This is a genomic window from Gordonia sp. ABSL11-1 (assembly GCF_030315685.1).
Taxonomy (GTDB): Bacteria; Actinomycetota; Actinomycetes; order Mycobacteriales; family Mycobacteriaceae; genus Gordonia.
The window spans coordinates 246,495-270,344 of record NZ_JASXSI010000005.1; the positions used below are offsets into that span (position 1 = coordinate 246,495).

General features: G+C 68.0%; 19 protein-coding genes and 1 pseudogene. 6 read left to right on the forward strand and 14 right to left on the reverse strand.

Annotated elements, in window-relative coordinates; genetic code table 11:
• Positions 1-39: 39 nt before the first annotated feature.
• The 3 genes from dusB to QSJ19_RS08240 all read right to left on the reverse strand — a co-directional run bounded on the left by dusB (position 40) and on the right by QSJ19_RS08240 (position 3,097).
• Complete coding sequence (gene dusB, locus QSJ19_RS08230; RefSeq protein ID WP_502876121.1) at positions 40-1,194, reverse strand: tRNA dihydrouridine synthase DusB; 1,155 nt, start codon at positions 1,192-1,194, stop codon at positions 40-42.
• Positions 1,195-1,250: 56 nt separating this feature from the next.
• The gene (locus QSJ19_RS08235) at positions 1,251-2,243 is read right to left on the reverse strand and encodes an acyl-ACP desaturase (protein ID WP_286319575.1); all 993 of its coding nucleotides are present in this window, start codon (positions 2,241-2,243) and stop codon (positions 1,251-1,253) included.
• A 341-nt stretch (positions 2,244-2,584) separates the two neighbouring features.
• Positions 2,585-3,097, reverse strand: a complete 513-nt coding sequence (locus QSJ19_RS08240) for a nuclear transport factor 2 family protein (protein WP_286319576.1) — start codon at positions 3,095-3,097, stop codon at positions 2,585-2,587.
• A 143-nt stretch (positions 3,098-3,240) separates the two neighbouring features.
• On the opposite strand from QSJ19_RS08240, the gene QSJ19_RS08245 reads away from it, so the two are divergent.
• The gene (locus tag QSJ19_RS08245) at positions 3,241-4,641 is read left to right on the forward strand and encodes a WS/DGAT/MGAT family O-acyltransferase (RefSeq protein WP_286319577.1); all 1,401 of its coding nucleotides are present in this window, start codon (positions 3,241-3,243) and stop codon (positions 4,639-4,641) included.
• Positions 4,642-4,650: 9 nt separating this feature from the next.
• On the opposite strand, the gene QSJ19_RS08250 is transcribed toward QSJ19_RS08245, so the two are convergent.
• The 3 genes and pseudogenes from QSJ19_RS08250 to QSJ19_RS08260 form a co-directional block, all read right to left on the reverse strand.
• Positions 4,651-6,666 (reverse strand): NAD(+) synthase, encoded by a 2,016-nt coding sequence (locus QSJ19_RS08250; RefSeq protein ID WP_286319578.1) that lies wholly within the window; start codon positions 6,664-6,666, stop codon positions 4,651-4,653.
• 17 nt (positions 6,667-6,683) lie between these two features.
• Positions 6,684-7,850: pseudogene (locus QSJ19_RS08255) on the reverse strand (acyl-CoA dehydrogenase family protein).
• An 18-nt stretch (positions 7,851-7,868) separates the two neighbouring features.
• On the reverse strand, positions 7,869-9,065 hold the full coding sequence (locus tag QSJ19_RS08260) for an acyl-CoA dehydrogenase family protein (protein ID WP_286319579.1): 1,197 nt from the start codon (positions 9,063-9,065) through the stop codon (positions 7,869-7,871).
• Positions 9,066-9,539: 474 nt separating this feature from the next.
• Between QSJ19_RS08260 and QSJ19_RS08265 the strand changes: the two genes are divergently transcribed.
• Entirely contained in the window at positions 9,540-10,673 is a 1,134-nt protein-coding gene (locus tag QSJ19_RS08265) for a thiolase family protein (protein WP_286319580.1), read from the forward strand.
• 119 nt (positions 10,674-10,792) lie between these two features.
• Here the strand turns inward: QSJ19_RS08265 and QSJ19_RS08270 are convergent, their stop codons facing one another.
• The gene (locus QSJ19_RS08270) at positions 10,793-12,019 is read right to left on the reverse strand and encodes an acyl-CoA dehydrogenase family protein (protein ID WP_502876116.1); all 1,227 of its coding nucleotides are present in this window, start codon (positions 12,017-12,019) and stop codon (positions 10,793-10,795) included.
• A 119-nt stretch (positions 12,020-12,138) separates the two neighbouring features.
• Here QSJ19_RS08270 and fabG point away from each other — a divergent pair, with 119 nt between their 5' ends.
• A complete protein-coding gene (gene fabG, locus QSJ19_RS08275; RefSeq protein ID WP_286319582.1) occupies positions 12,139-12,897 on the forward strand; it encodes a 3-oxoacyl-ACP reductase FabG in 759 nt (252 codons plus the stop codon).
• Positions 12,898-12,952: 55 nt separating this feature from the next.
• Positions 12,953-14,191: an acetyl-CoA C-acetyltransferase gene (locus QSJ19_RS08280; RefSeq protein ID WP_286319583.1), complete on the forward strand. Its 1,239-nt coding sequence runs from the start codon at positions 12,953-12,955 to the stop codon at positions 14,189-14,191.
• A gap of 30 nt (positions 14,192-14,221) precedes the next feature.
• Here the strand turns inward: QSJ19_RS08280 and QSJ19_RS08285 are convergent, their stop codons facing one another.
• From QSJ19_RS08285 to QSJ19_RS08300, 4 genes are all read right to left on the reverse strand, one after another.
• On the reverse strand, positions 14,222-15,100 hold the full coding sequence (locus QSJ19_RS08285) for a LysR family transcriptional regulator (protein WP_286319584.1): 879 nt from the start codon (positions 15,098-15,100) through the stop codon (positions 14,222-14,224).
• 3 nt (positions 15,101-15,103) lie between these two features.
• A complete protein-coding gene (locus tag QSJ19_RS08290) occupies positions 15,104-16,006 on the reverse strand; it encodes a LysR family transcriptional regulator (RefSeq protein WP_286319585.1) in 903 nt (300 codons plus the stop codon).
• A gap of 100 nt (positions 16,007-16,106) precedes the next feature.
• Complete coding sequence (locus tag QSJ19_RS08295) at positions 16,107-16,883, reverse strand: crotonase/enoyl-CoA hydratase family protein (protein WP_286319586.1); 777 nt, start codon at positions 16,881-16,883, stop codon at positions 16,107-16,109.
• 62 nt (positions 16,884-16,945) lie between these two features.
• Positions 16,946-18,004 (reverse strand): MBL fold metallo-hydrolase, encoded by a 1,059-nt coding sequence (locus QSJ19_RS08300; protein ID WP_286319587.1) that lies wholly within the window; start codon positions 18,002-18,004, stop codon positions 16,946-16,948.
• 186 nt (positions 18,005-18,190) lie between these two features.
• On the opposite strand from QSJ19_RS08300, the gene QSJ19_RS08305 reads away from it, so the two are divergent.
• Positions 18,191-19,348, forward strand: coding sequence for a CaiB/BaiF CoA transferase family protein (locus tag QSJ19_RS08305; protein ID WP_286319588.1), 1,158 nt, complete (start codon positions 18,191-18,193; stop codon positions 19,346-19,348).
• A gap of 116 nt (positions 19,349-19,464) precedes the next feature.
• Here QSJ19_RS08305 and QSJ19_RS08310 read toward each other — a convergent pair whose 3' ends face one another.
• From QSJ19_RS08310 to QSJ19_RS08320, 3 genes are read right to left on the reverse strand one after another with little or no spacing between them, the layout of a single operon-like run.
• On the reverse strand, positions 19,465-20,601 hold the full coding sequence (locus QSJ19_RS08310; RefSeq protein ID WP_286319589.1) for a CoA transferase: 1,137 nt from the start codon (positions 20,599-20,601) through the stop codon (positions 19,465-19,467).
• A gap of 22 nt (positions 20,602-20,623) precedes the next feature.
• Positions 20,624-21,628, reverse strand: coding sequence for a MaoC family dehydratase (locus QSJ19_RS08315; RefSeq protein ID WP_286319590.1), 1,005 nt, complete (start codon positions 21,626-21,628; stop codon positions 20,624-20,626).
• Positions 21,625-22,440 (reverse strand): HpcH/HpaI aldolase/citrate lyase family protein, encoded by an 816-nt coding sequence (locus QSJ19_RS08320; protein WP_286319678.1) that lies wholly within the window; start codon positions 22,438-22,440, stop codon positions 21,625-21,627. The genes QSJ19_RS08315 and QSJ19_RS08320 overlap by 4 nt, the downstream gene beginning before the upstream one ends.
• 248 nt (positions 22,441-22,688) lie before the next feature.
• Between QSJ19_RS08320 and QSJ19_RS08325 the strand changes: the two genes are divergently transcribed.
• Positions 22,689-23,840 carry an acyl-CoA dehydrogenase family protein gene (locus QSJ19_RS08325; protein ID WP_286319591.1) on the forward strand — a complete coding sequence of 384 codons (1,152 nt, stop codon included), beginning with the start codon at positions 22,689-22,691 and terminating at the stop codon, positions 23,838-23,840.
• The last annotated feature ends 10 nt before the right edge of the window (positions 23,841-23,850 follow it).

The window sequence follows — 23,850 nt, forward strand, 5'->3', positions numbered from 1 at the left end:
CGTGTCTCAGCCACCACGTGACTTGACCGAACTGTGAGGTCAGCCGCCCGAATGCATGATCTCGGCGCCCGCCGGGACGACGTCCTCATACGGATCGTCGAGCCACCCGTCGGGCAGCGCGACCTTGGCCGGCGATCCCTGGCGACCGCGCGGCCCGTGGCCGTCCTCGGGGAACTCGGCGTCGGCGGGCAGGGTGTCGACGAGGTCGCGGAGTTCGTCAAGGGTGCTGACCAGCGCCAACCGGTTGCGGAGGTCCGATCCGGCGGGGAAGCCGCGGAGGTACCACGCGACATGCTTGCGGATCTCCCGCATGCCCTTGTCCTCACCGTGGTGTGCGGCGAGCAACTCGCCGTGACGCACGATGATCGCCGACACCTCGCCGAGGTTCGGGGCGGCGGGGGAGTCGAATCCGTTGATTTCGGCGGCGAGTTCGGCGAACAGCCATGGGCGGCCCAGGCAGCCACGGCCGATGACGACACCGTCGCAACCGGTGCGCTGCATCATGGTGATGGCGTCCGCCGGCTCGAAGATGTCGCCGTTGCCGAGCACCGGGACGTCTGTCACGTGCTCCTTGAGACGCGAGATCTCGTCCCAGTCGGCGGTGCCCGAGTAACGCTGCGACGCGGTCCGGGCGTGCAGCGCGACGGCCTGCGCACCCTCGGCCGCAGCGATCCGCCCGGCGTCGAGGTGGGTGTGGTGATCGTCGTCGATGCCGATCCGGAACTTGACCGTCACCGGGATCGAGGTGCCCTCGGTCGCGCGGACCGCGGCCGCGACGATGCGTTGGAAGAGCTTGCGCTTGTAGGGAATCGCCGATCCGCCGCCCTTGCGGGTGACCTTGGGGACCGGGCATCCGAAGTTCATGTCGATGTGATCGGCGAGATTCTCGTCGACGATCATCTTCGCCGCCGCGTACGTGTTCTCCGGGTCGACCGTGTACAACTGCATCGACCGCGGGTTCTCGTCCGGACCGAACGTGGTCATGTGCATCGTGACGGGATGGCGTTCGACGAGGGCCCGCGCCGTCACCATCTCGCAGACGTACAGTCCGGAGACGGTCCCGGTGCGCTCGAGTTCGAGCTCGCGGCACAGGGTTCGGAACGCGACGTTCGTGACACCGGCCATCGGTGCAAGCACCACGGGACTGGCCAGCTCGACCGATCCGATGCGGAGAGCGGCACGGTCTGCGGGCAGCAGCGAACCGGCGCCCTCGGTGTCCGAAGGCGCCGGCCGGCTGATCGTGCTCGTGCTCAGGATGCCTGCTGCTCCCGCTTCTTGGCCTCGCGGGCGAGTGAACGGTCGCGCATCTCCTCGAAGCGGATGGTGTCCTTCTCGAGCTGCTCGAGGAAGGCGCCGAGCTCCTCACGGGTCTGCTCGCCCTCGCTGGTGAAGTCCTCGCGCTCGAAGACCTTCCACTTGCGCAGCACGGGCATGATGACCTCTTCGAGGTGCTGGCGGAGGTCGTAGATGCCGTGCTTGGCCATCAGGACGCCGTTGCGCCGGAAGTTCGGCATCCCGGCGCCGGGCATCTGGAAGTTGGTGACGATGTCGGTGACCGCGCGCAGCGTCTGGTCCGGCGAGATGTCCATGCCGGCGCCGCAGATGTTGCGGTAGAAGATCATGTGCAGGTTCTCGTCGGCGGCGATGCGCTGCAGCATGCGGTCGGCGATGGGGTCGTTGCACGCCTTGCCGGTGTTGCGGTGGCTGACGCGGGTGGCGAGCTCCTGGAAAGTCACATACGCGACAGAGTGCAGGAGGCCGAGCTCGTCGGCGTAGTCCTCGAGTTCGTCGGTGCGTCCGGCGGCGGCCAGCATCGGGTCGTACCCGTTGGTCATGTGGATCATCCGCGCCTCTTCGAGGGCGACGGGATCCACGCCGCGGGTGACGACGAGGTAGTCGCGCATCACGATGCCGTGCCGGTTCTCCTCGGCGGTCCAGCGACCGACCCAGTGCCCCCACGCCGAATCCATCGAGAAGTTCTCGGCGATGACGCGGTGATAGGACGGCAGGTTGTCCTCGGTGAGCAGGTTGGTCACCATGGCGGCCTTGGCGACCTCGCCGAGCTGAGACTGCTCGGGGTCGTAGTCCACACCGCCGAGAGCGGCGAAGTTCTGGCCCTCGTCCCACGGGACGTAGTCGTGCGGGTTCCAGTCCTTGGCGATCTTCAGGTGCCGATTGACGTTGTCCTCGGCAACCGGCGCCAGCTCCTTGAGGAGTTCAAGCTGAGTAAGCTTGCGTGCCATTGTTTCCTCCGAATGGTGGTGGTCCGCATGTGCGTGTCCGTTCTGACCGGTGTCTCGGCGCGGGACTCGCATGGTGATCAGTGGTCCAGGGTACGACACCCTCCCAGGTCGGCCCAAGTCCGTACTTACGCCATCGTAACCACGCCTGGGCGTCGTTACAGTTCGCTCGCGTGGCGCCGGTCACGGTCGGATCGTGCCCGGTGAGCCCGTGCGCGCCCGACCGATCATGGCCGATCAGGGCACCTGTGCGCAGCTCGTCGACGCGGATTCACAGCCGATTCGCAGGCCGGCGGCGCACCGCCCGTTGCCGACGAATCCCCCCTCACCCGACGTCGACGTCGCTAGGAACGTCGGGCGAACATGGCCCCGAAGGTCTCCATCCAACGGGCCGCGTCGTCGTCGAGGGTACCGAGTTCGGAGGCCTTTTCACACCACCTCATGGCCGCCTGTCCGAACTCCATGGGGTTGTAGACGTCCTCCTCGCGGCTCCACCGGCCGTCCCCGGCATAGGTGAGGATGGTGATGTTGGTGGCGGTGATCATCGTGCCGTCGCCGGGGTCGCGCATCGGGTTGTCCACCTCGCAGATCACCCGGCCGGTCGGCGCGTCGACGACGTGCCAGAGCGACGGGTATCCGGTCATGTGGCTGCCGGGGAAGGCGGTCATCGTCTTCCAGATCCACCGGCGGATCTCCTCGCGACCCGACATCGTGCCGAGCGCGTGCTCGATGTAGTCGGCGTCCTCGGTGAACAGTTCGGCGAATCGGTCCCAGTCACGGGTCTGGGCGATCTCGGCCACGGTCTTCTGGAAGCCGCGGAAGGCGTCGTCGAGCTCGGCGGCGGTGAATGTGTTCATCGAGCTGAAGCATACTGGAACGTGTTCTAGAAATGCTGTTCGTGACCGAACTGATGGACGTTCGCATGCGGCACGCCGTTCCGCGGGTGCATCATGGTCACGCCGGGCCGCGGCGGTCTGGTCGGCGAGGGGTGGAGGGTGCGATGCAGCGGCTGAGTGGACTCGATGCGTCCTTCCTCTATCTGGAGACGCGGTCCCAGCTGATGCAGGTCATCGGGCTCATGGAACTCGACCCGAGCACCGTGCCCGGCGGCTACAGCTTCCCGCGGCTGCGCGAAGAACTCGAACGGCGGATCTCGGCGATGCCGGCGTTTCGGCGCAAGCTCGACAACTCTCTGCTCAACATCGATCACCCGGTGTGGATCGAGGACGCCGACTTCGACATCGAACGCCACGTCCACCGGGTGGCCGTCCCGGCACCCGGTGGTGAGATCGAGGTCGCCGAACTGTGCGGTCATCTGGCCGGCCAGACCCTCGACCGCGGCAAACCGCTGTGGGAGCTGTGGATCATCGAGGGGATGTCCGACGGCAAGGTCGCCGCGATGCTGCGGATGCACCATGCCTCGACCGACGGCGTGACCAGCGCCGAGATGCTGGCCCAGATGTGCACGCTGACGCCGGAGTCCCCCGACCTCGACAGCGACAAGATGGCGGAGACGGCCGGACCGTCGTCGCGGACGACGATGGCGGTGACCGGGGCACTCAACTACTTCGTGCAGCGGCCGATCGCGATGGCGAAGCTCGTACCCGGCACGGTCGGCGTGCCGGTCGGATGGTTGCGGCGCAGCCGGTCCAACTCGGCCATGCCGGCACCCTTCCAGGCGCCGCGGACGCGGTTCAACGCGCCGATCACCCCACACCGCTCGATCGCGCTGACCCAGCTGTCACTCGAGGACATCAAGCGGGTGAAGAACCGCTTCGGGGTCAAGATCAACGACGTCGTGCTCGCCATCACCGGCGGTGCGCTGCGCACCTACCTGCAGTCGCACGACGAACTGCCCGAACAGCCACTGGTCGCGATGGTGCCGGTGTCGGTGCACGGTGCGGACGAGAGCGCGCTGGTCACCGGTGGCACCAACAAGGTCACCGGCATGTTCACCCGTCTGCCCTCCGACCTCGACGACCCGGTCGAGCGGATCGAACGCGCCGCGTCGATGACGCGGACGTCGAAGGAACACCACGCCGAGATCGACGCCAACATGTTGCGTGGCTGGGCGCAGTTCGCGCCGGGCACGACGATGTCCACACTGATGAAGCTGTACGGCGACCGACGCCTGGCGATGAGTCATCCGCCGATCTTCAACGTGCTCGTGTCCAACGTGCCCGGGCCGGACTTCCCGCTCTACTTCCTCGGGGCGAGGGTCGCGTCGGTCTATCCGCTCGGGCCGATCTTCCACGGCCTGGGGCTCAACATCACCGTGTTCTCCGCCGACGGCCACCTCAATGTCGGCATCGTCGCCTGCACCGATCAGACCCCTGACGTCTGGGCGATCGCGCATGCCTTCGACGAGGAGCTCAAGCAACTCCTCGAACAGTGCGACTGACGGGACCGGTCAGAAACTCTCGAGCCACGCGCGGCTGCTCGCGTCGCTCGGCGACCGCCAGTCGCCGCGCGGCGACAGCGACCCACCGGAACCGACCTTCGGACCGTTGGGCATCGCGCTGCGCTTGAACTGATTGCTCATGAATCGCTTCAGGAACACCCGCAGCCACCGATCGATCGTCTCGGGCTCGTACTGGTTGCGCCGCTGCGTCACGATCAATTCCGACCACGCCCCACGTTCGCGATCGCCCCAGGCCGCCGACGCCAGATAGGCCACCTTCGCCGGGCGATAGCCGAAGCGGGTCAGGTGATAGAGGAAGAAGTCGTGCAGCTCGTACGGGCCGACAGTGTCCTCGGTGCTCTGGATGGCACCGTCGTCGCCGGCCGGGACCAGCTCCGGCGAGATGACGTCGTCGAGGATCTCGGCGAGGACGTCGGTCGTCTCCTGCGCGTAGGCGCTCGTGGTGATCATCCACCGGATCAGATGCTGGATCAGGGTTTTCGGCACGGAGGAGTTCACGTTGTAGTGCGACATCTGGTCGCCGACGCCGTAGGTGCACCAGCCGAGCGCGAGTTCGGACAGGTCTCCGGTGCCGAGCACGATGGCGCCGTGATGGTTGGCCAGCCGGAACAGGTGTGACGTGCGTTCGCCTGCCTGCACGTTCTCGAAGGTGACGTCGTAGACCTTCTCGCCGTCGGCGTACGGGTGGCCGAGATCGGTCAGCATCTGCTCGCACGAGGGACGGATGTCGATCTCCGCGCCGGTGACACCCAGGGTGTCCATCAGGACGTGCGCCCGCCGTAATGTCGCTGTGCCGGTGCCGAACCCGGGCATGGTGTAGGCGAGGATGTTCTCGCGCGGCAGACCCAGACGGTCGAAGGTGTCGACGGCCACGAGCAGGGCCAGTGTCGAGTCGAGTCCCCCGGAGACGCCGATGACGATCTTCTCGATGCCGGTGGCGCGCAGGCGGGCCGCAAGGCCCTGCACCTGGATGTTGCCCACCTCGCGGCAGCGTGCGTCGCGGTCGGCGGAGTCGGCGGGCACGAACGGGAATCGCGCCACCTGACGCCGGAGTTCGTCGTCGACCGAGTCGGTGGAACCCAGGGTGAATCTGATGCGGCGCAACGGCTTCAGCGCATCCGCGTGATCACCCACCTGGTCGCGCAGGCTGATCATCCGCATCCGCTCCTGCCGTAGGCGATCGAGATCGATGTCGGCGGTGATGGTCTGCTCGTCCATCGAGAACAGTTCCGAGCGTGCCAGCAGTGTGCCGTTCTCGGTGATGAGTGCGTCGCCGTCCCAGGAGAGGTCGGTGGTGGACTCGCCGAATCCTGCGGCCACATACACGTGCGCCGCGACACAGCGTGCGGAATGGGCCTGGCACAACGACTTGCGGTATCCCTCCTTGCCGACGGTGACCGGACTGCCGGAGAGGTTGACCAGTACGGTGGCGCCGGCGAGCGACGCCCAGGTGCTCGGCGGGATCGGCACCCAGCCGTCCTCGCAGATCTCGACGTGGACGGCGAAGCCGGCGAGGTCGGTGGCCTCGAAGATCAGATCCGCCCCGAACGGGACCTCGCGGCCCAGCACGGTCGCGGTCGCCACGGGGGCGTCACGGGCGGCGGCGAAGAAGCGCTGCTCGTAGAACTCCCGGTAGTTCGGCAGATACGACTTCGGGACGACGCCGAGGATCTCACCGTCGTGGACGACCGCGGCACAGTTGTAGATGCCGTCGCCGACCACGAGGGGCAGACCGACCGCGATGAGCGGACGCACACCGACGCTCGCCTCGACGACGGTTGCCAGACCCGCCAGGCACGCGTCGATGACAGCGTCCTGGTGGAACAGGTCGTCGATGCTGTACCCGCACAGCCCGAGTTCGGGAAACACGACCAGTGCGGCGCCGTCGTCGGCGGCGCGGCGCAGAAGCGTGACCGTGCGTTCGGCGTTGGTGGCGGGGTCGGCGATCGAGACGACCGGAACGGCCCCGGTGACCCGTGCGAATCCGTGATCGTAGACAGACACTCCTCGAGCCTAGTGGGTCACAACCCCAGATCCTTCGCGATGATCGTCTTCATCACCTCGTTGGTGCCGCCGTAGATCCGCCGACACCCGGGTGTCGGCGTACAGGCGCGCGATCGGGTACTCGAGGATGTAGCCGTAGCCGCCGTGCAACTGCAGGCATTTGTCGATGACACGGCCGGCGGTGTCGGTCGCGAACAACGTGACCCGCGCGGCGTCGGGCACCGTCAGTTCGCCGGCGTTGTGCAGTTCGAGTGCGCGGTCGACGAACTGCCGGATCGCCTCCACCTCGGCGGAGCATTCGGCCAGCACGAACTTGGTGTTCTGGAACGACGCGACGGGCTTGCCGAAGACGTCGCGCTCCTTGGTGTGGGCGAGCGCATGCTGCACCGCCGCAGCGGCCGTCGCCGACGCCCCGATCGCGATGGTCAGCCGTTCCTGCGCCAGGTTGTGGGTGAGATAGGTGACACCCTCGCCCTCGTCGCCGAGGCGATCCTCGACGGACACCTTCACCGAGCTGAACGACAGTTCGGCGGTGTCGGAGGCCCTGAGTCCGATCTTCTCCAGTGTGCGTCCGACGGTGTAGCCCTCGGAGGTGGTGTCGACGACGAGGATCGAGAGGCCCGCGCGTCGGTTCTGCGCGTCGTACGGGGAGGTGCGGCAGACGACGAGCACCCGGTCCGCGAGCGCACCGCCGGTGATGAACGTCTTCGCGCCGTCGAGGATGTCGTGGCTGCCGTCCTCCGAGAGCTTCGCCGTGGTGGAGATGTTCGCGAGATCCGAACCGGTGCCCGGCTCGGTCATCGCGATCGCGAACATGATGTCGCCGGAACAGAATCCGGGCAGCCACCGCTGCTTCTGTTCCTCGGTGGCATGCTCGAGCAGGTAGGGCAGGATCAGGTTGGAGGGCACCGAGTCGCTGCCGAAGGTGACTCCGGCTGCCGACGTCTCCTCGGCGATGACCATCGAGTAGGTGAAGTCGTCGGCGCCGCCACCGCCGAACTCCTCCGGCGCCTCGATGCCGAGCACACCCAGATCGCCGAGCCGGTTGTAGAACTCGCGCGCCGGGTGGCCCTGCTTCTCCCAGTCGTGGTGCTGCGGGACGACCTCCTTGGCGATGAAGTCGCGGACGGTCTTGCGGAAGGCGTGGTGGTCCTGTGGTCCTCGGTGAACACGGTGCGCTGCATGGATTTTCCCCTCGGTTCTCAGTTCTCGCGGTACTCGCGGAGCAGTCCGCGGCTGATGATCTGTTTCTGGATCTCGCTGGTTCCCTCGCCGATCAGCAGGAACGGCGCCTCGCGCATCAGTCGTTCGATCTCGAATTCCTTCGAGTAGCCGTAGCCGCCGTGGATCCGGAAGCTGGCCTGGGTGACCTCCGAGCAGTATTCGCTGCACAGGTATTTGGCCATGCCGGCGGCGACGTCGTTGCGTTCGCCGGAGTCCTTGAGGCGTGCGGCGTTGACCATCATCAGGTGGGCGGCCTCGACCTTGGTGGCCATCTCTGCGAGACTGAACGCGACGGCCTGGTGTTCGGCGATCGGTTTGCCGAATGTGCTGCGCTGCTGGGCATATCGCGCGGCCAACTCAAAGGCGCGCTGTGCGACGCCGCACGCGCGGGCCGACACGTTGACCCGGCCGACCTCGACGCCGTCCATCATGTGTGCGAATCCCTTGCCGGGGGAGCCGCCGAGGATGTCGGAGGCCGGCGCGCGGTGCCCGTCGAAGATCAGTTCGGTGGTGTCGATGCCCTTGTAGCCCATCTTGTCCAGCTTGCGCGGGATCGTCAGTCCCGGCAGCACCTCGCCGAATCCGGCGGGCTTCTCGATGAGGAAGGTGGTCAGGTTCTTGTGCGGTTTGTCGTGGCCCTCCTCGGTGCGTACCAGGGCGGCGACGAGAGTGGAACTCGCGCCGTTGGTCAGCCACATCTTCTGTCCGGTGATGGAGTAGTCGTCGTCGCCGGTGCGCTTGGCCGTGGTCGTGATCGCGGCGACGTCGGAACCCAGGTCGGGTTCGGACATGGAGAACGCGCCGCGGACCTCTCCGGTCGCCATGCGCGGCAGGAAACGCTGCTTCTGCTCGTCGGTGCCGTGCTGACGGATCATGTAGGCGACGATGAAGTGGGTGTTGATCACCCCGGATACGCTCATCCAGCCGCGGGCCAGCTCCTCGACGCACAGCGCGTAGGTGAGCAGGGATTCGCCGAGGCCGCCGTACTCCTCGGGGATCATCAGCCCGAACAGTCCCATCTCCCGCATTCCGTCGACGATCTCCTGCGGATACGAATCGGTGTGCTCGAGTTCCTGGGCGTTCGGGATGATCTGCTTGTCGACGAACCGTCGCACGTTCGCAAGGATCTCGGTCTGGATCTCGGTCAGGCCGAGGGTCTGGGCGAGGCGGGTCATCTGCGACCTCCTTCTTCCGCTGCCGCAGGTGGGCAGGTGCGCACGGGGTGGTCCGGTGTCGACGGACGCCGACACCGGTGAACTCTCAGCATGCCCGTCCGACCGACGCGGCGGAATGGGCGATCGGCTAAGACAGCGATAGCGGCAGCCAATGAACCCGTGTCCGCGCCCGCGTTGACCCGCACGCTGTCCCCGATGACACCACAGCAGGCAGCGATGTCGCCCGGCTCCTCGGCTGTCCTCGCTGGTGTCATCGGGGACAGGCCCGCCCACGCATCGGGTGGAGATCTGACATCCTCGGTCTCGTCGAGACGGTCTGCGTGCCGGGCGCGCCCCGTCGACGCGTCATAGGCGGGGGCTATCCGACCGTGAGGGTGAATCTACTTGTGATCCAACCGGCCTCGTGGTCGATTCGAATGGGGAACGCGTGCGCCAGGCGCGAACCCGCCACCGTGGGAGACAAGGGAGAGACCCATGCCTGATGCAGTGATCGTCGACGCCGTCCGCACACCGATCGGCCGGCGCCGCGGCGCGTTGTCCGGCATCCATCCGGCCGACCTGTCGGCGCATGTGCTCGAGGCGCTCGTCAACCGTACGGGGATCGATCCGGGCGTGATCGACGATGTCGTGTGGGGATGCGTGAGCCAGACGGCCGAGCAGGCCACCAACATCGGCCGCACCGCCGTGCTCGCCGCCGGATGGCCCGAATCGGTGCCCGGCACGACCGTGAGTCGGGCGTGCGGATCGAGTCAGCAGGCGGTCAGCATGGCCGCCGCGGCCGTCATCTCGGGACAGCAGGACATCGTCGTCGCCGGAGGTGTGGAGTCGATGAGCCGCGTGCCCATGGGCAGCGCCGCACCCAACGGCGAGAATCAGCCGGCGACCGTTCTCGGCCGCTACGGTGTCGACCGCTTCAGTCAGGGCGTCGGTGCGGAGATGATGGCCGACAAGTGGTCGTTGAGCCGCACCGCGCTCGACGAGTTCTCATTGCGCTCACACGAACTCGCCGCGGCCGCTGCGGACTCGGGGGCGTTCGACGGTCAGCTCGCCCCGATCACCGGCGTCCTCGAGGGTGACGAGGGCATCCGGCGCGGGGGCACCGTCGAATCCATGGGCACGCTGAAGCCGGCGTTCAAGGAGGATGGGGTCATCCACGCCGGCAACGCCTCCCAGATCTCCGACGGTGCGGGTGCCCTGCTGGTGATGAGCAGCGATACGGCCGCCGCGCGCGGGCTGACCCCGATCGCCCGCGTGCACACCGCGGTCGTCGCCGGAGATGACCCCGTCATCATGCTGACCGGACCGATCGCGGCGACGGCAAAGGCGCTCGATCGCTCCGGCCTCACGATCGGCGACATCGGTGCGTTCGAGATCAACGAGGCCTTCGCACCGGTACCCATGGCGTGGCAGATCGAGACCGGCGCCGACCATCAGCGGCTCAACCCGCTCGGCGGAGCGATCGCCGTCGGCCACCCACTGGGCGGGTCCGGCGCGATCCTGATGACCCGCCTGATCCATCACATGCGCGACAACGGCATCCGCTACGGACTCCAATCCATGTGCGAGGCCGGCGGCATGGCCAACGCGACCATCCTCGAGCTCGTCTGAGGGACATCTCTGCCTGTCGAGTGACAGCCCGAGGCGTAGACCCGTTGGTCGAGTAGCCGCGAGCGAGCGCAGCGAGTCCGAGGCGTATCGAGACCAGGAGAACCGAAGGAACACACCGCCTATCGGGATTCGACCCGTGTTCCCGTGCGGAGCTCGCCCTGGCGCTGCGCTTGTTTCACCAGGTTGCGTCCGATGATGAGACGCTGGATCTCGCTGGTGCCCTCGTAGAGGCGGAGCAGGCGGACGTCGCGGTAGATCCGCTCGACGGGGACCTCACGCATGTAGCCGCTGCCACCGTGGATCTGGACGGCGAGATCGGCGACCTTGCCCACCATCTCGGTGCAGAACAACTTGGCCGCCGACGGCGCGATCCGCCGGTCGGTGCCGTCGACCCACGCGCGGGCGGCGTCACGGACCATCGCCCGGCCGGCCATGACCCCGGTCTGCTGATCGGCCAGCATGGCCTGCACCAGCTGGAACTCGCCGATGGCGGTGCCGCCTTGGGTGGCGGTCGCCGCCCAAGTGACGGACTCGTCGAGAGCGCGCTGGGCGGTGCCGACCGAGAGTGCTGCGATGTGGACGCGTCCCCGGGCCAGCGACGTCATCGCCGCCCGGTAGCCGACATCCTCGCTGCCGCCGACGAGCGCCGCCTCCGGAACGCGGACATCGTCGAAGTGCACATCCGATGTCCATGCTCCTTCCTGACCCATCTTGCGGTCCTTGGTCCCGACGGACACGCCGGCGGTGGCGGCGGGGACGAGGAACACCGCGATCCCGGTCCCACTTTCGTCCTTGGGGCGGGTACGGGCGAACACGACGAACAGATCGGCCAGCGGCGCGTTGGTGATGAATCGCTTCTCACCGGTGATGACCCAGTCCGAGCCGTCGCGCACCGCCTTGGTACGCAGCCCGGCCGGGTCCGAGCCGGCGCCCGGCTCGGTGAGCGCGAACGAGGCGACGACCTCACCCGAGGCGATTCTCTCCAGCCAGGTGGCCTTCTGCTCGTCGGTGCCGAACCCGACGAGGACCTGTCCGGCGATCCCGTTGTTCGTGCCGAACATCGACCGTAGCGACAACGAGGTGTACCCCAGTTCCATCGCCAACTCGACGTCCTGGCTCAGGTCGAGTCCCAGGCCACCCCACTCCTGCGGAATGGCGTATCCGAACAGCCCCATCTCCTTCGCCGTCGACCGGACGTCGTCGGGAATCGCGTCGGCGTCGAGGATCTCCTGCTCGCGCGGGACGACCTTCTCCCGCACGAATTCACGTGTGGCGGCAAGAATGTCGGCGAAATCGTCGGCGCTGACCTGGGGTGCGGGTGCTGAGCTGTTCATGACACTGGTCATCCTCCCACTCTGGCCGCCCCCGCGTGCGCGGTCCACAACGAACTCCCTTCCGGTCCCTTAGCCGCTTCGAATGAATCGGCGGGCCTTCTCGCCTCGAACTGCCGGTAGATTCGGAACGCATGGATTCGACTGCACCCCAGCCCCTGCTCGACGGTCGCACCGCCGTGATCACCGGAGCCGCGCAGGGCATCGGTTTCGACATCGCCCGATCCTTCGTGGAGGCGGGCGCGCGGGTCGTCATCGGGGACCTCGACCTCGACGCGGCGACTGCCGCGACCGACACACTCGGCGGGGCCGGGGTCGCGCGCGCCGTTCGATGCGACGTGGTCGACGCGGCGCAGGTCGACACGCTCCTCGCCGACGCCGTCGAGGCCTTCGGCTCACTCGATGTCATGGTGAACAACGCGGGCATGACCCGGGACGCCACGATGCGCACGATGTCCGAGGATGACTTCGATCTGGTGATCTCGGTGCACCTCAAGGGCACGTGGAACGGCACCCGCAAGGCCGCCACCATCATGCGTGAGGCCAAACATGGTGCGATCGTGAACATCTCGTCACTGTCCGGCAAGGTCGGCATGGTCGGGCAGACGAACTACTCCGCGGCGAAGGCCGGCATCGTCGGGATGACGAAGGCCGCGGCGAAGGAGATGGCCCACCACGGAGTACGCGTGAACGCCATTCAGCCGGGGCTCATCCGGTCGGCGATGACCGAGGCGATGCCGCAGAAGGCGTGGGATCAGAAGATGGCCGAGATCCCGATGCAGCGTGCCGGTGAGGTCGGTGAGGTCGCATCGGTCGCGCTGTTCCTCGCCTCCGACATGTCCTCCTACATGACCGGCACCGTGCTCGAGGTGACCGGCGGACGGTTCATGTGACCGCCCTCCACGACCATCAGCCGTGCCCCGGATCGAAAGGCCCGCAATGACCGACATGACATCACCGCCACGCGACGTCGTCATCTGTGAACCCGTCCGCACGCCGATCGGGCGCTACGGCGGCATGTTCAAGGACCTGACCGCAGTCGACCTGGGCGTCACGGCCCTGCATGGCATGCTCGAACGCACCGGCCTCGACCCCGAGGCCGTCGAGGACGTGATCCTCGGACACTGCAACGGCAACAGCGAGGCGCCGGCGATCGGACGGGTCGTCGCCCTCGACGCCGGACTGCCCGTGACCGTCGGCGGTATGCACATCGACCGGCGATGCGGCTCAGGCCTGCAGGCGGTGATCCAGGCCGCCTTCCAGGTCGCGAACGGGGACAACGATGTCGTCGTCGCGGGCGGGACGGAATCGATGAGCAACGCCTCCTTCTATTCCGTCGACATGCGGTGGGGCGGTGCACGCACCGGTATCGCCATGCACGACAGTCTCGTTCGTGCGCGCTCGACCGCCGGCGGGAGAAACCACCCCGTCCCCGGCGGCATGATCGAGACCGCCGAGAACCTCCGCAAGGAGTACGACATCAGCCGCACCGAGCAGGACGCGCTGGCCGTCGAATCGCATCTGCGTGCCGTGCGGGCCCAGAAGGACGGGCTCCTGGCAGAGGAGATCATCCCGGTGGCGGTTCCAGGCCGGGGCGGCGAGACGATCATCGACACCGACGAACACCCACGCCCCGACGTGTCCGCGGAGTCGCTCGCGAAGTTGCGGCCGATCATGGGCAAGCAGGACCCCGAGGCGACCGTCACCGCCGGCAACGCCAGCGGCCAGAACGACGCGGCGGCCATGTGCATCGTCACCACGCCGCAGGTCGCCGAATGCCACGGACTGCGGCCGCTGATCCGGTTGGTGTCGTGGGCTGTCGCCGGGGTGCCGCCGCTCACCATGGGGATCGGGCCGGTCCCGGCGTCGGAGAAGGCGTTGGGCAAGGCCGGTCTCACCCTCGCCGACATCGACGTGATCGAACTCAACGAGGCCTTCGCCGCGCAGGCCCTGGCCGTCACCCGGGAATGGGGATTCGGCAGGTTCAATTGCGGCGCAGGCGATTTCGGACGCACCAACGTGCACGGCTCGGGTATCTCGCTCGGACACCCGGTGGGTGCCACCGGCGTCCGGATGCTGGCGTCGCTCGCCCGCGAGATGCACCGCCGCGACGCACGCTACGGACTCGAGACGATGTGCATCGGCGGCGGTCAGGGGCTCGCGGCGGTGTTCGAGCGGGTGAGCTGAGCTGTCGACACGCTCGGCGGGTCCGGCCCGTCAGGGCGGGGTTGCCGTCGAGCGGATGAGGCCGACGAACGCCTGACCGACCGGCGAGAGAGCCGCCGGATCGAAGGCGATCGCGAACGGCCGCACGAAACGCGGTTCGACGGTCCGGATGACCGCGCGGTCCGCGGCGGTCTCGGCGATCGCCTTCTCCAGGATGGTGCCGCCGATGCCGGCGAGCACCATGGGCAGGCGTTCCTCGCGATGTTCCGAGAGGACGGCCAGCGGTGGACGTACGCCCGCAGCCCGGATGGCCTCCTCGATCTCGTCGGCCACCGACTGTCCGCGCGGTACGAACACCATCGGGACCGGGGGCAGGCTCCCCAGCGGGATCGGGCCCTCGGGCACGTCGGTCCCGGGCGGGTAGACCAGCACGTACTCCTGCTCGCCGATCACGATGACCTCGAGTTCGTCGCCGGCGATCGGCAGATGCGCGACGACGAACTCGCAGTGTCCGTCCTCGATCACCGCCGCTGCCTGGGTCTCGTCGCGTAGCTCGCCGAACCTGACGTTCACGAGGGGGTAGCGGTCGCGGAATCGGGAGATCAGGTCGACAATCGGCCCGCTGGCCATCGCCGGGAACGCCAGGATGTCCAGGCGTCCCGTCAGCTCGTCGGCCGACGTCGTCAGCAGATCCTCGACGGCGTCGACGTCGCGCACGATCTGGCGTGCGGGTCCGACCATGGTCCGTCCGGCCGCGCTCAGCACCATGCCGCGCCCGATCCGATGGAACAGCTGCACCCCGAGCTCACGTTCGAGAGCCCGGAGTGCCTGGGAGACAGTGGGTTGCGCGACACCGAGAGCGGTGGCGGCGCCGCCGATGCCCTCGTGCTCGACGACCGCGAGGAAATACTCGACCTGACGGAGCTCCATCACCTACCACTCCCCGAAATCGGTCGGGTCCGTCGTCACGCCGACGTGGCCCTTGGCGACGGCGATGAACGCCATCGCGGCCGGGGACGGCCTGCCCGACCGCACGACGAGTCCGAACGGCCGGCGCAGCGGTGGATCCAGCCGATGTCGCAAGGCTTCTGGCATCTGTTCCTCGGCGACGACACGCGGGGCGATCGTCGCACCGGTGCCCCGGCCCACGAGGTCCCAGGCCGCGGCCGGGTGGGCGCAGTCGACGACGACGTTGCGGCCGTCATCGTCGATGAGGTCCCCGAGGATCGAGGAGGCGCCCGGATCGCCGAGGTCGAGGATCAGCGGTACCGCCTTCACGGACGCGCGGGGGACCGGATCGGTCAGATTGGTGGCCAACGGGGCCGGGACGGTCAGCACGAGCTCCTGCTCACCGAGCGGGATCGCGGTGAAGGTCGCATGATCAGCCCCGGCGTCCATGAGCCCGATCTCCGCATCGCCGCGCCGAAGCGCGGCCAGCACGCCGCTGGGGCCGTCGGCGGCGACGACGCGTGCGGCCAATCGTGGGAACCGTTCGCGGAACCCGCGGATCATCGCCACCATAGGGTCGATGCTGAAGGCCGCATGCGTGACGATGTCGACGCGGCCCGCGCGGAGCTCCCGGACGGCTTCGACCTTCGCCTTGGCCCGATCGACGTCGGCGAGGATGCGGCGCGCCGCGTCATCGAGTTTGCGACCCGCGTCGGTCAGTTCGAGACGCCGACCGGTCCGGTCGAACAGCGTCACGCCCAGGCGGCGCTCGAGCGTGCGGATGGCCTGGGAGAGTGACGGCTGCGAGATGTAGAGCGACTGCGCCGCCTTCGTGATCCCGCCGTGGTCCACCACCGCGACGAAGTAGGTGACGAGGTGCAGGTCCACGGTCTCATCGTACGGTCGGGGTCATCGCGTGCTCGGGCTCATCGGGCGGTCCGGATCATCCGGCGCCGGACACCGATCGACCTCGCCGACCCGGCCGGTCTCACTGACCGGTCCAGCGGGGCGGTCGCTTCTCGGCGAACGCGATGGCGCCCTCCTGTGCGTCCTGGGAGGCGAACACGGGTCCCAGATGTTCCCACTGCTCCTTGATGAGTGCGGGATCGGTGTAGCGGACGGCCATCGACATGACCTGCTTGGTCGCCCGCACGGCGAGTGGACCGTTCGCGGCGATCGTCGCGGCCAACTGGCGCGCCCCGGCCAGGGCGTCACCGGGTTCGGTCAGCCGGTTGACCAGGCCGAACTCGTGGGCGCGGGCGGCGCTCAATGGCTCGCCGGTCAGCGCCATCTCCATCGCGAGCTGATACGGCAGCGTCTTCGGGAGGCGCAGCAGTCCGCCCGCGGCGGCAGCGAGTCCACGCTTGACCTCGGGGAGACCGAAACGTGCGTCGCGGGCGGCGACGATCAGATCCGCGGTGAGCGCGAGCTCGCAACCACCCGCCAGGGCCCACCCCTCGACTGCGGCGATGAGCGGCTTGGTAGGCGGCGAATCGGCAAGGCCGCCGAATCCGCGGCCCGGCAGTGAGACGTCTTCGCCGCGGGTGAACGCCTTGAGATCCATTCCCGCACAGAATGTCCCACCCGATCCGGTCACGATGCCGATGGTCAGGTCGTCGCGGGACTCCAGCTCGTCGACGGCCGCGGCGATGCCCTCGGCCACCTCCCGGTTCACCGCGTTCTTGGCCTCCGGCCGGTTGATCGTGATGACGGCGACGCCGTCGGCGAACTCGGTGAGCACTGCGGCCTGAGGTGAGTTGGTCATAGGGGAGCTCCTGTCCTGGTGTGGGTGGATGAGATCGAACGCTGCAGAGGTGTCCGCGATGTCTACTGCGAGGGTGCGGTCGGCTCGGTGACGATCCACCGGGTCGGCGAGCCCTCGGTGGGGGTGAGGGTTCCGCGTTGCTGCAGGACGACGAGGTGCGCGTGCGTCTCCCGCATCGCCATGCGGGCCAGGTCGACCGACAGCTGTTCGAACGGCCGCGACCAGGTGACCGACCGGGTGATCTCCCAGGCCGTGCTCTGTGGGTCGTCGCGGACCGCCGTCGCGATCTCGGCGAGCCGATCCTCGTGATGACCCAGCAGCGCCGTCACCCGGTCGGCCAGACCGCGGAAACGGTATTCGTGCGAGGGCAGCGCCTCGAGGTCGCCCACGTGCTCGGTGTGGGCGAGCGACACGAGGTACTCGTCGAGCGGATTGTGCGATTGGAAGGCGTTCGTGGAGACGTTCGGGCTGATCCGCGGCAGGAGGTGATCGCCGGTGAACACGACCCCGGCGTCCTCGTCGACAAAGCACAGATGACCGGCCGTGTGACCGGGTGTCCACAGCGCCCGCACGTGCCAGCCGGGCAACCCGAGCGGGTCGCCGTGCTCGAGTTCGACGTCCATCGTCCTGCCCCGGGGTAGCCGGGCGATCTGGCGGAACCCGTTGTCGATCGTGTCGGGAGCACCGAGCTTCTCGAGTTCGCGGCGGGCGGTCTCGATCTGCCGCTCGATCTCGGCGTCGTCGACGTGGTGCAGGTGCCGGGCGTCGTGGCGATGCATCGCGAGGACCGGGTCCACGTGTTCGAGCAGACGGGGCACGAGCCCGAAGTGGTCGGGATGCAGATGGGTGATCGACACGTGGCGGACGTCGGTGACGTCGTGACCGATGGCGTGCAGGCCGTCGACCAGGGCGTCCCACGATTCGTCGGCGTTCCAGCCGGTGTCGATCAGGGCGACGCCGTCGGGCAGCACGAGTGCGTAGATGAGGACGTAGCGCAGCGGGTTCGGCCCCATCGGCACGGGGATCGACCACAGTCCGGGACGGACCTCCTCGACGGGCGGCAGCACCTTCTGTGCCCACGCCTCCTGCTGACGATGACCGGTGACCTCGATGGTGGTCATCTCACCTCCTACCGGCTCGAGTGCGGGCACGCGCGCAGATGAAGGTTGCGGGCCGCAACTTCCATACGATCATGCGGCCGGTTCCCGCTCAAAGTCGGTCCGGCTCTGACCTGATGAGGAAGTGCCTATGGCGCTTCGTGGGAGAGGGCATTGACGTGTGGACGAGGGGTGGGTGATCGTTGCCCGGTGACAGTCGACCAGTCGCCTCTGCCCCTCGACGGGATCACCGTCGTCGCACTCGAACAGGCGGTCGCGGCACCGCTGGCCACGCGTCATCTCGCCGACATGGGAGCACGCGTCATCAAGGTGGAACGCGTCGGCGAGGGCGACTTCGCCCGCGACTACGACGACGCCGTCCGCGGGCTCGCGTCGCACTTCGTGTGGCTCAACCGCGGCAAGGAGTCGCTGACGCTCGACCTGAAGTCGCCGGCCGGGCAGTCGGCCCTGCGCGCACTGGTCGACCGGTCGGACGTGTTCCTCCAGAACCTGGCACCGGGCGCCGCAGCGCGACTGGGATTCGGCGCACCGGAGCTCCGCGCGGAGCATCCCGAGTTGATCGTGGTCGACATGTCCGGCTACGGCGATGCGGGGCCGTATCGGGAGCGCAAAGCCTACGACATGCTGGTGCAGGCGGAGGCAGGGCTCATCTCGGTCACGGGCACCGCCGACGAGGCGGCCAAGACCGGGATCCCGACGTCCGACATTGCCGCCGGCATGTACGCGGTGACGTCGATTCTCGGCGCACTGGTCCGTCGCGGCACCACGGGTGCCGGTGCCGCGGTCGCGGTGTCGATGTTCGACGCCACGGTCGAGTGGATGGGTCACCCGATGTACATGCGCCTCTACGGGGACCGGCAGATCGCACGATCCGGCGTCGGACACGCCGCCATCGTGCCCTACGACCGCTATCCCACCGCCGACGGCGAGATCCTCATCGGTGTCCAGAATGACCGCGGTTGGCGGGTTCTCGTCACCGAGGTGCTCGGGCGTCCCGAGCTGGCCGCCGACCCACGCTACGCCACCAACATCGAACGCGTGCGGCGCCGGGCCGAGGTCGACGCAGAGGTCGCGTCGGAGACCAAGCGATTCTCGACGGTCGAGCTCGACGAGAAGCTTGCGGCCGCAGGCGTCCCCGCCGCGGAGATCCGCGAACTCGACGGTGTCGTCGGGCATCCGCAACTGGCCCAACGGGATCGGTGGCGGGACGTAGAGACAGAGGTCGGTCCGATCCGTGCCGTCCTGCCCCCGATGACCTTCGCCGACGTCGAGATGCGGATGGGTCCGGTGCCCGCGCTGGGAGAGCACACCGATGCCATCCTCGCCGAACTCGGCATCGAGTTGTAGGTCGCTGCAGGCGTCGGTGGGCGGGATGGCCCTTCGTGACGCTCGCAAGCTCGCTCCTCAGCTCAGGGGCCGACACCTGCCTGCAAGCTCGCTCCCCAGGGATCGTCGGCCGCGCCTTATCGTTCGTTGTCCGCGCCCAATTCGGATGCGGGGCCGGTGAAGTAGTGCTCGCCGTCGAACGACGCCGGGTGTCCGGCGGCCAGGAAGCGGCCGATGCGGGGCTGGTCGAGTTCGGCGAACATCGGATTCGCCGACAGCGCGCCGGACTCGACGACGTCGGAGAAGCTCCGGTACTGCTCCCACAGCACCGACGACGACGCCAGCGCCGCGGTGGCCTCCGCCGACGTGTGCCGGGCGAACCACGGTTCGATGAGCGCGGTGAGAACGGCGCGATGAGTGAATCGATCGGCCTCGGAGCGGAAGTCGGCATCGAGTGCCTTCTCCACGGCGGCGACCGCATCGGCGACCCCGGTGAGCTCGACGAGATCGCGGAAGTGGCGCGGGGTGAGGGCGACGAGCATGAAACGGCCGCCGTCGGAGGTGGCCACATCGGTGCCGAAGGTGCCGTACACGGCGTTGCCGGTGCCCTCCCGGCCCTGCCCGGTCACCTGCGGCTCGGTCAGGTAACCGAGGGTGCTCGCGATGGACAGCGCGGTGTCCTCGAGAGGCAGCGAGACGTGCGCGCCCGCACCGGTGCGCTCCCGTCGACGGACCGCCGACGAGATCGCCAGTGCCGCATAGAGTCCGCACGCGACGTCCCAGGCGGGGAGGACGTGATTCACGACGCCCGAGTGGTCGACGGGACCGGTGATCATCGGGAACCCGAGACCGGCGTTGACGGTGTAGTCGACGCCCGGTGTGCCGTCGGTGCGGCCGAGGATCTCGACGGTGATCACGTCGGGCCGCAGGGCCGCAAGGGTCTCGTGGCTCATCCACGCTCGGCCCGCCTGATTGGTGAGGAGGATGCCGCCGCCGTCACCGGGTGCGGTGATGAGACGGCGAACCGTTTCCTGGCCGTCGTCGCTGCGGAGGTCGGCTGTGACGGAACGTTTTCCCTTGTTCAACCCGGCCCAGTAGATCGACTCGCCTTCAGCGGTGACCGGCCAGCGGTGCACATCGGCTGCACCGCCGATCGGGTCGACACGGGTCACGTCGGCACCGAGCTGGGACAGCGTGAGTCCGGCCAGAGGTGACGCGACGAAGCTCGACACCTCGACGATGCGGAGTCCGGCGAGCGGTTTCTCGGTTGTCACAGGTACTTCTCCTTTGTCCACGTCAGGCCATGAGGGCGCCGAAACGCCAGTCGAGGACGGGACGGTGCGATCCGTCGGGTTCGTGTGCGACGACCAGCGACCGCAGGTCGAGGATGCCACCGCCGGCGGACAGCGGCGTCGCCGCCTCGACGTGCAGATGGCTCGTCAGGGTGTCGGACTCGTGGACGGGGCCGGTGTGATCGCACGACTCCCACCCGAGCACGGTCACGAGATTCGGCAGCGCCCGGGTGGCCTGGGCGAGGGCGAGGCCGATCGTGTGGCCGCCGTAGACCAGCCGGCCCTGGGCGCCCACCCGTTCGTCGTGATGGGTGGCGGCGATGTTCAGGGTGAGGCGGGCGAGCTCGGGTGCGCTCGACACCACGTCACCGCTCGAGGCGAACACGGTGCCGGCGAGGTCGGGGGAGAAGTGCTGGCCGCCGACGGTGGCGCGATAGGCCGCCAGATCCCACGTCGGAAGGACAGGTTCGAGGGACGCGCCGGTGCCGATCGCGGACAGGTCATCGGCGCGCGCGGTCCGTCCCGGATCGGGCGAGGGGCTCAGCGGCAACATCGCACAGCGGTAGAAGTCGAGGACGGCGACGCCGTCCTGGTCGACCGTCACCATGTGCAGGGCGGCGAGTCCGGTCGGGGCTCTGCCCGGTTTCGCCGAGTTCTCCTTCAACCCGACCACTTCGGTGGTCGTGGTGAGCGTATCGCCGACGTGGGGTGCGCTCAGGATGCGCAGGCCGCGATAGAAGAGATTCGCCTTGACGTGGTGGGTGGCCAGGGTCGACTGTCCGATTGCGAGGTCGGTGACGAGACCGGGATGGGCGACGGCGGACCCGCGCCCGGTCACCCGAGTGCTCAGCGCGACGTCGAGGGGCAGACGCAGGCGATCGCCGAGGATCGCCTGATGCAACGCGGCCATACCCGTCGTGATTGTCACGGACGGGGCGTCGTCGAAGGTCTGTCCGACGGTCAGTTCGTCGAAGTAGGGGCCGCCGACCGGAATCGTCTGTCCACTCATGCCGATCCGACCTTCGCCAGCACGCGGCGTGCGGAGACGGCCAGCGCCTCGTCGAGCATCCGCCCGTCGAGCTTTGCCGCGCCGTCACCGCGCGCGGCGGCCGCGTCGAGTGCCGCCAGCACCCGTCGAGCGTCCGCCACGGCCTCGGGGTCCGGGGTGAAGATCTCGGTGGCGGAGTCGATCTGGGCGGGGTGGATGACCCACGTCCCGTCGAAACCGAGGTCACGGACCCACGTCTTGGCGTTTCGGAACGAGTCGTCGTCGGCGATGGTGAGGTGCGGTCCGTCGACGACGGACACCCCTGCCGCGCGGGCCGCCACGAGCACCGCGTCCTGGATCGGATGCCACACCGATCGCGGTGCGGTCGACGAACGTCCCAGCGTCGCACCGAGATCCGCGTAGCCGATGATGACGGCGTCGAGCCGGTCGGAGGCGCCGCAGATGGGGCCGATGTCGCGGATGCCGAGCGGCGTCTCGACCAGGATCTGTAGCCGGGCCGGGGCGTCGCCGAGGAGTCGATCGACTGCGGCGAGGTGGGTGACCGATTCGGCCTTCGGCAGGATCAGCGATCCGAGGGACGGCCCCATGGCCGCGCAGGCGGCGACGTCGGCGTCGAACCACTCGGTGTCGAACGCGTTGATGCGGATGGAGACAGGTCGCCGGTCGCCGAACTCCGCGACGAGGCCCGCCGCCGTATCGCGCGCGGACGACTTGTTGTCGGCGGTCACGGCGTCCTCGAGGTCGAGGACGACCTCATCGGCGGCGGAGCCTAGAGCCTTACGGGCCTTGCGGTCGTCGGACGCCGGGGCCACCAGCACCGCCCGTCGTGGGTGTGTATGCACGAGATCCTCGTTCCCTGGCGCACAAATGTGCGGCCAAATCGTGTTCCATGAAGGCTACTACAGACCTCCCCGGGCAACGGAAGAGCGGCAACGTTCCTGCGCTGGAGACCTCCGACCCGGCTCGCTCTTGACAGTGTGGCCGCGACGCTGCGAATATGGCCGTACAAATGTGGGCCGGGTGATCGTCCCCCGGTGGTGTCTCCCGTGAGGTGGAATCCATGAGCAGCCTGAACGCCGAAGAGTCATTCCTCGTCGAGACCATCCGCGCGTTCGTCGATCGTGACGTCAAACCGACGGTGCAGGAGGTCGAACACGCCAACGAGTACCCGGAGAAGTGGATCGAGCAGATGAAGCAGATCGGCATCTACGGGCTGGCGGTCCCGGAGGAGTATGGCGGTTCGCCGGTGTCGATGCCGTGCTATGCGCAGGTCACCCAGGAGCTCGCCCGCGGTTGGATGAGCCTGGCCGGCGCCATGGGCGGTCACACGGTGGTGGCGAAACTGCTGACACTGTTCGGCACCGAGGAACAGAAGCAGCAGTACCTGCCGCGCATGGCCACGGGCGAGATGCGGGCGACGATGGCGCTCACCGAGCCCGGCGGCGGTTCGGATCTGCAGAACATGGCGACCTCGGCACGCGAGGACGCCGACGATCTGGTGATCTCCGGGTCGAAGACCTGGATCAGCAACGCCCGGCGGTCGGGTCTCATCGCGTTGCTGTGCAAGACCGATCCGACGGCGCAGCCGCGCCATCGGGGCATCTCGATCGTGTTGTGCGAACACGGTCCCGGACTGACGGTGTCGCGGGACCTGCCGAAACTCGGCTACAAGGGTGTCGAGACCTGCGAGCTCTCGTTCGACGGTTACCGGGTGCCGAAGTCCGCCATTCTGGGAACGGTGCCCGGCAAGGGATTCGGCCAGATGATGAAGGGACTCGAGACCGGCCGCATCCAGGTCGCGTGCCGCGCCCTGGGGGTGGCCACCGCGGCGCTCGAGGATTCGCTGGCCTACGCCCAGCAGCGCGAGTCGTTCGGCCAGCCGATCTGGAAGCACCAGTCGATCGGCAACTATCTGGCCGACATGGCCACCAAGCTGACCGCGGCCCGACAGCTGACCTGGCATGCGGCCGAACAGTACGACCGCGGAGAGCGGTGCGACATGGAGGCCGGCATGGCCAAACTGTATGCGTCGGAGATCGCGATGGACATCGCCCTCGACGCGGTCCGAATCCACGGCGGTTACGGCTATTCGACCGAGTTCGACGTCGAGCGGTACTTCCGGGACGCGCCGCTGATGATCGTGGGTGAGGGCACCAACGAGATCCAGCGCAATGTGATCGCAAGCCAGCTCGTCGCCCGGGGTGGGATCTGAGCGGAGGCTA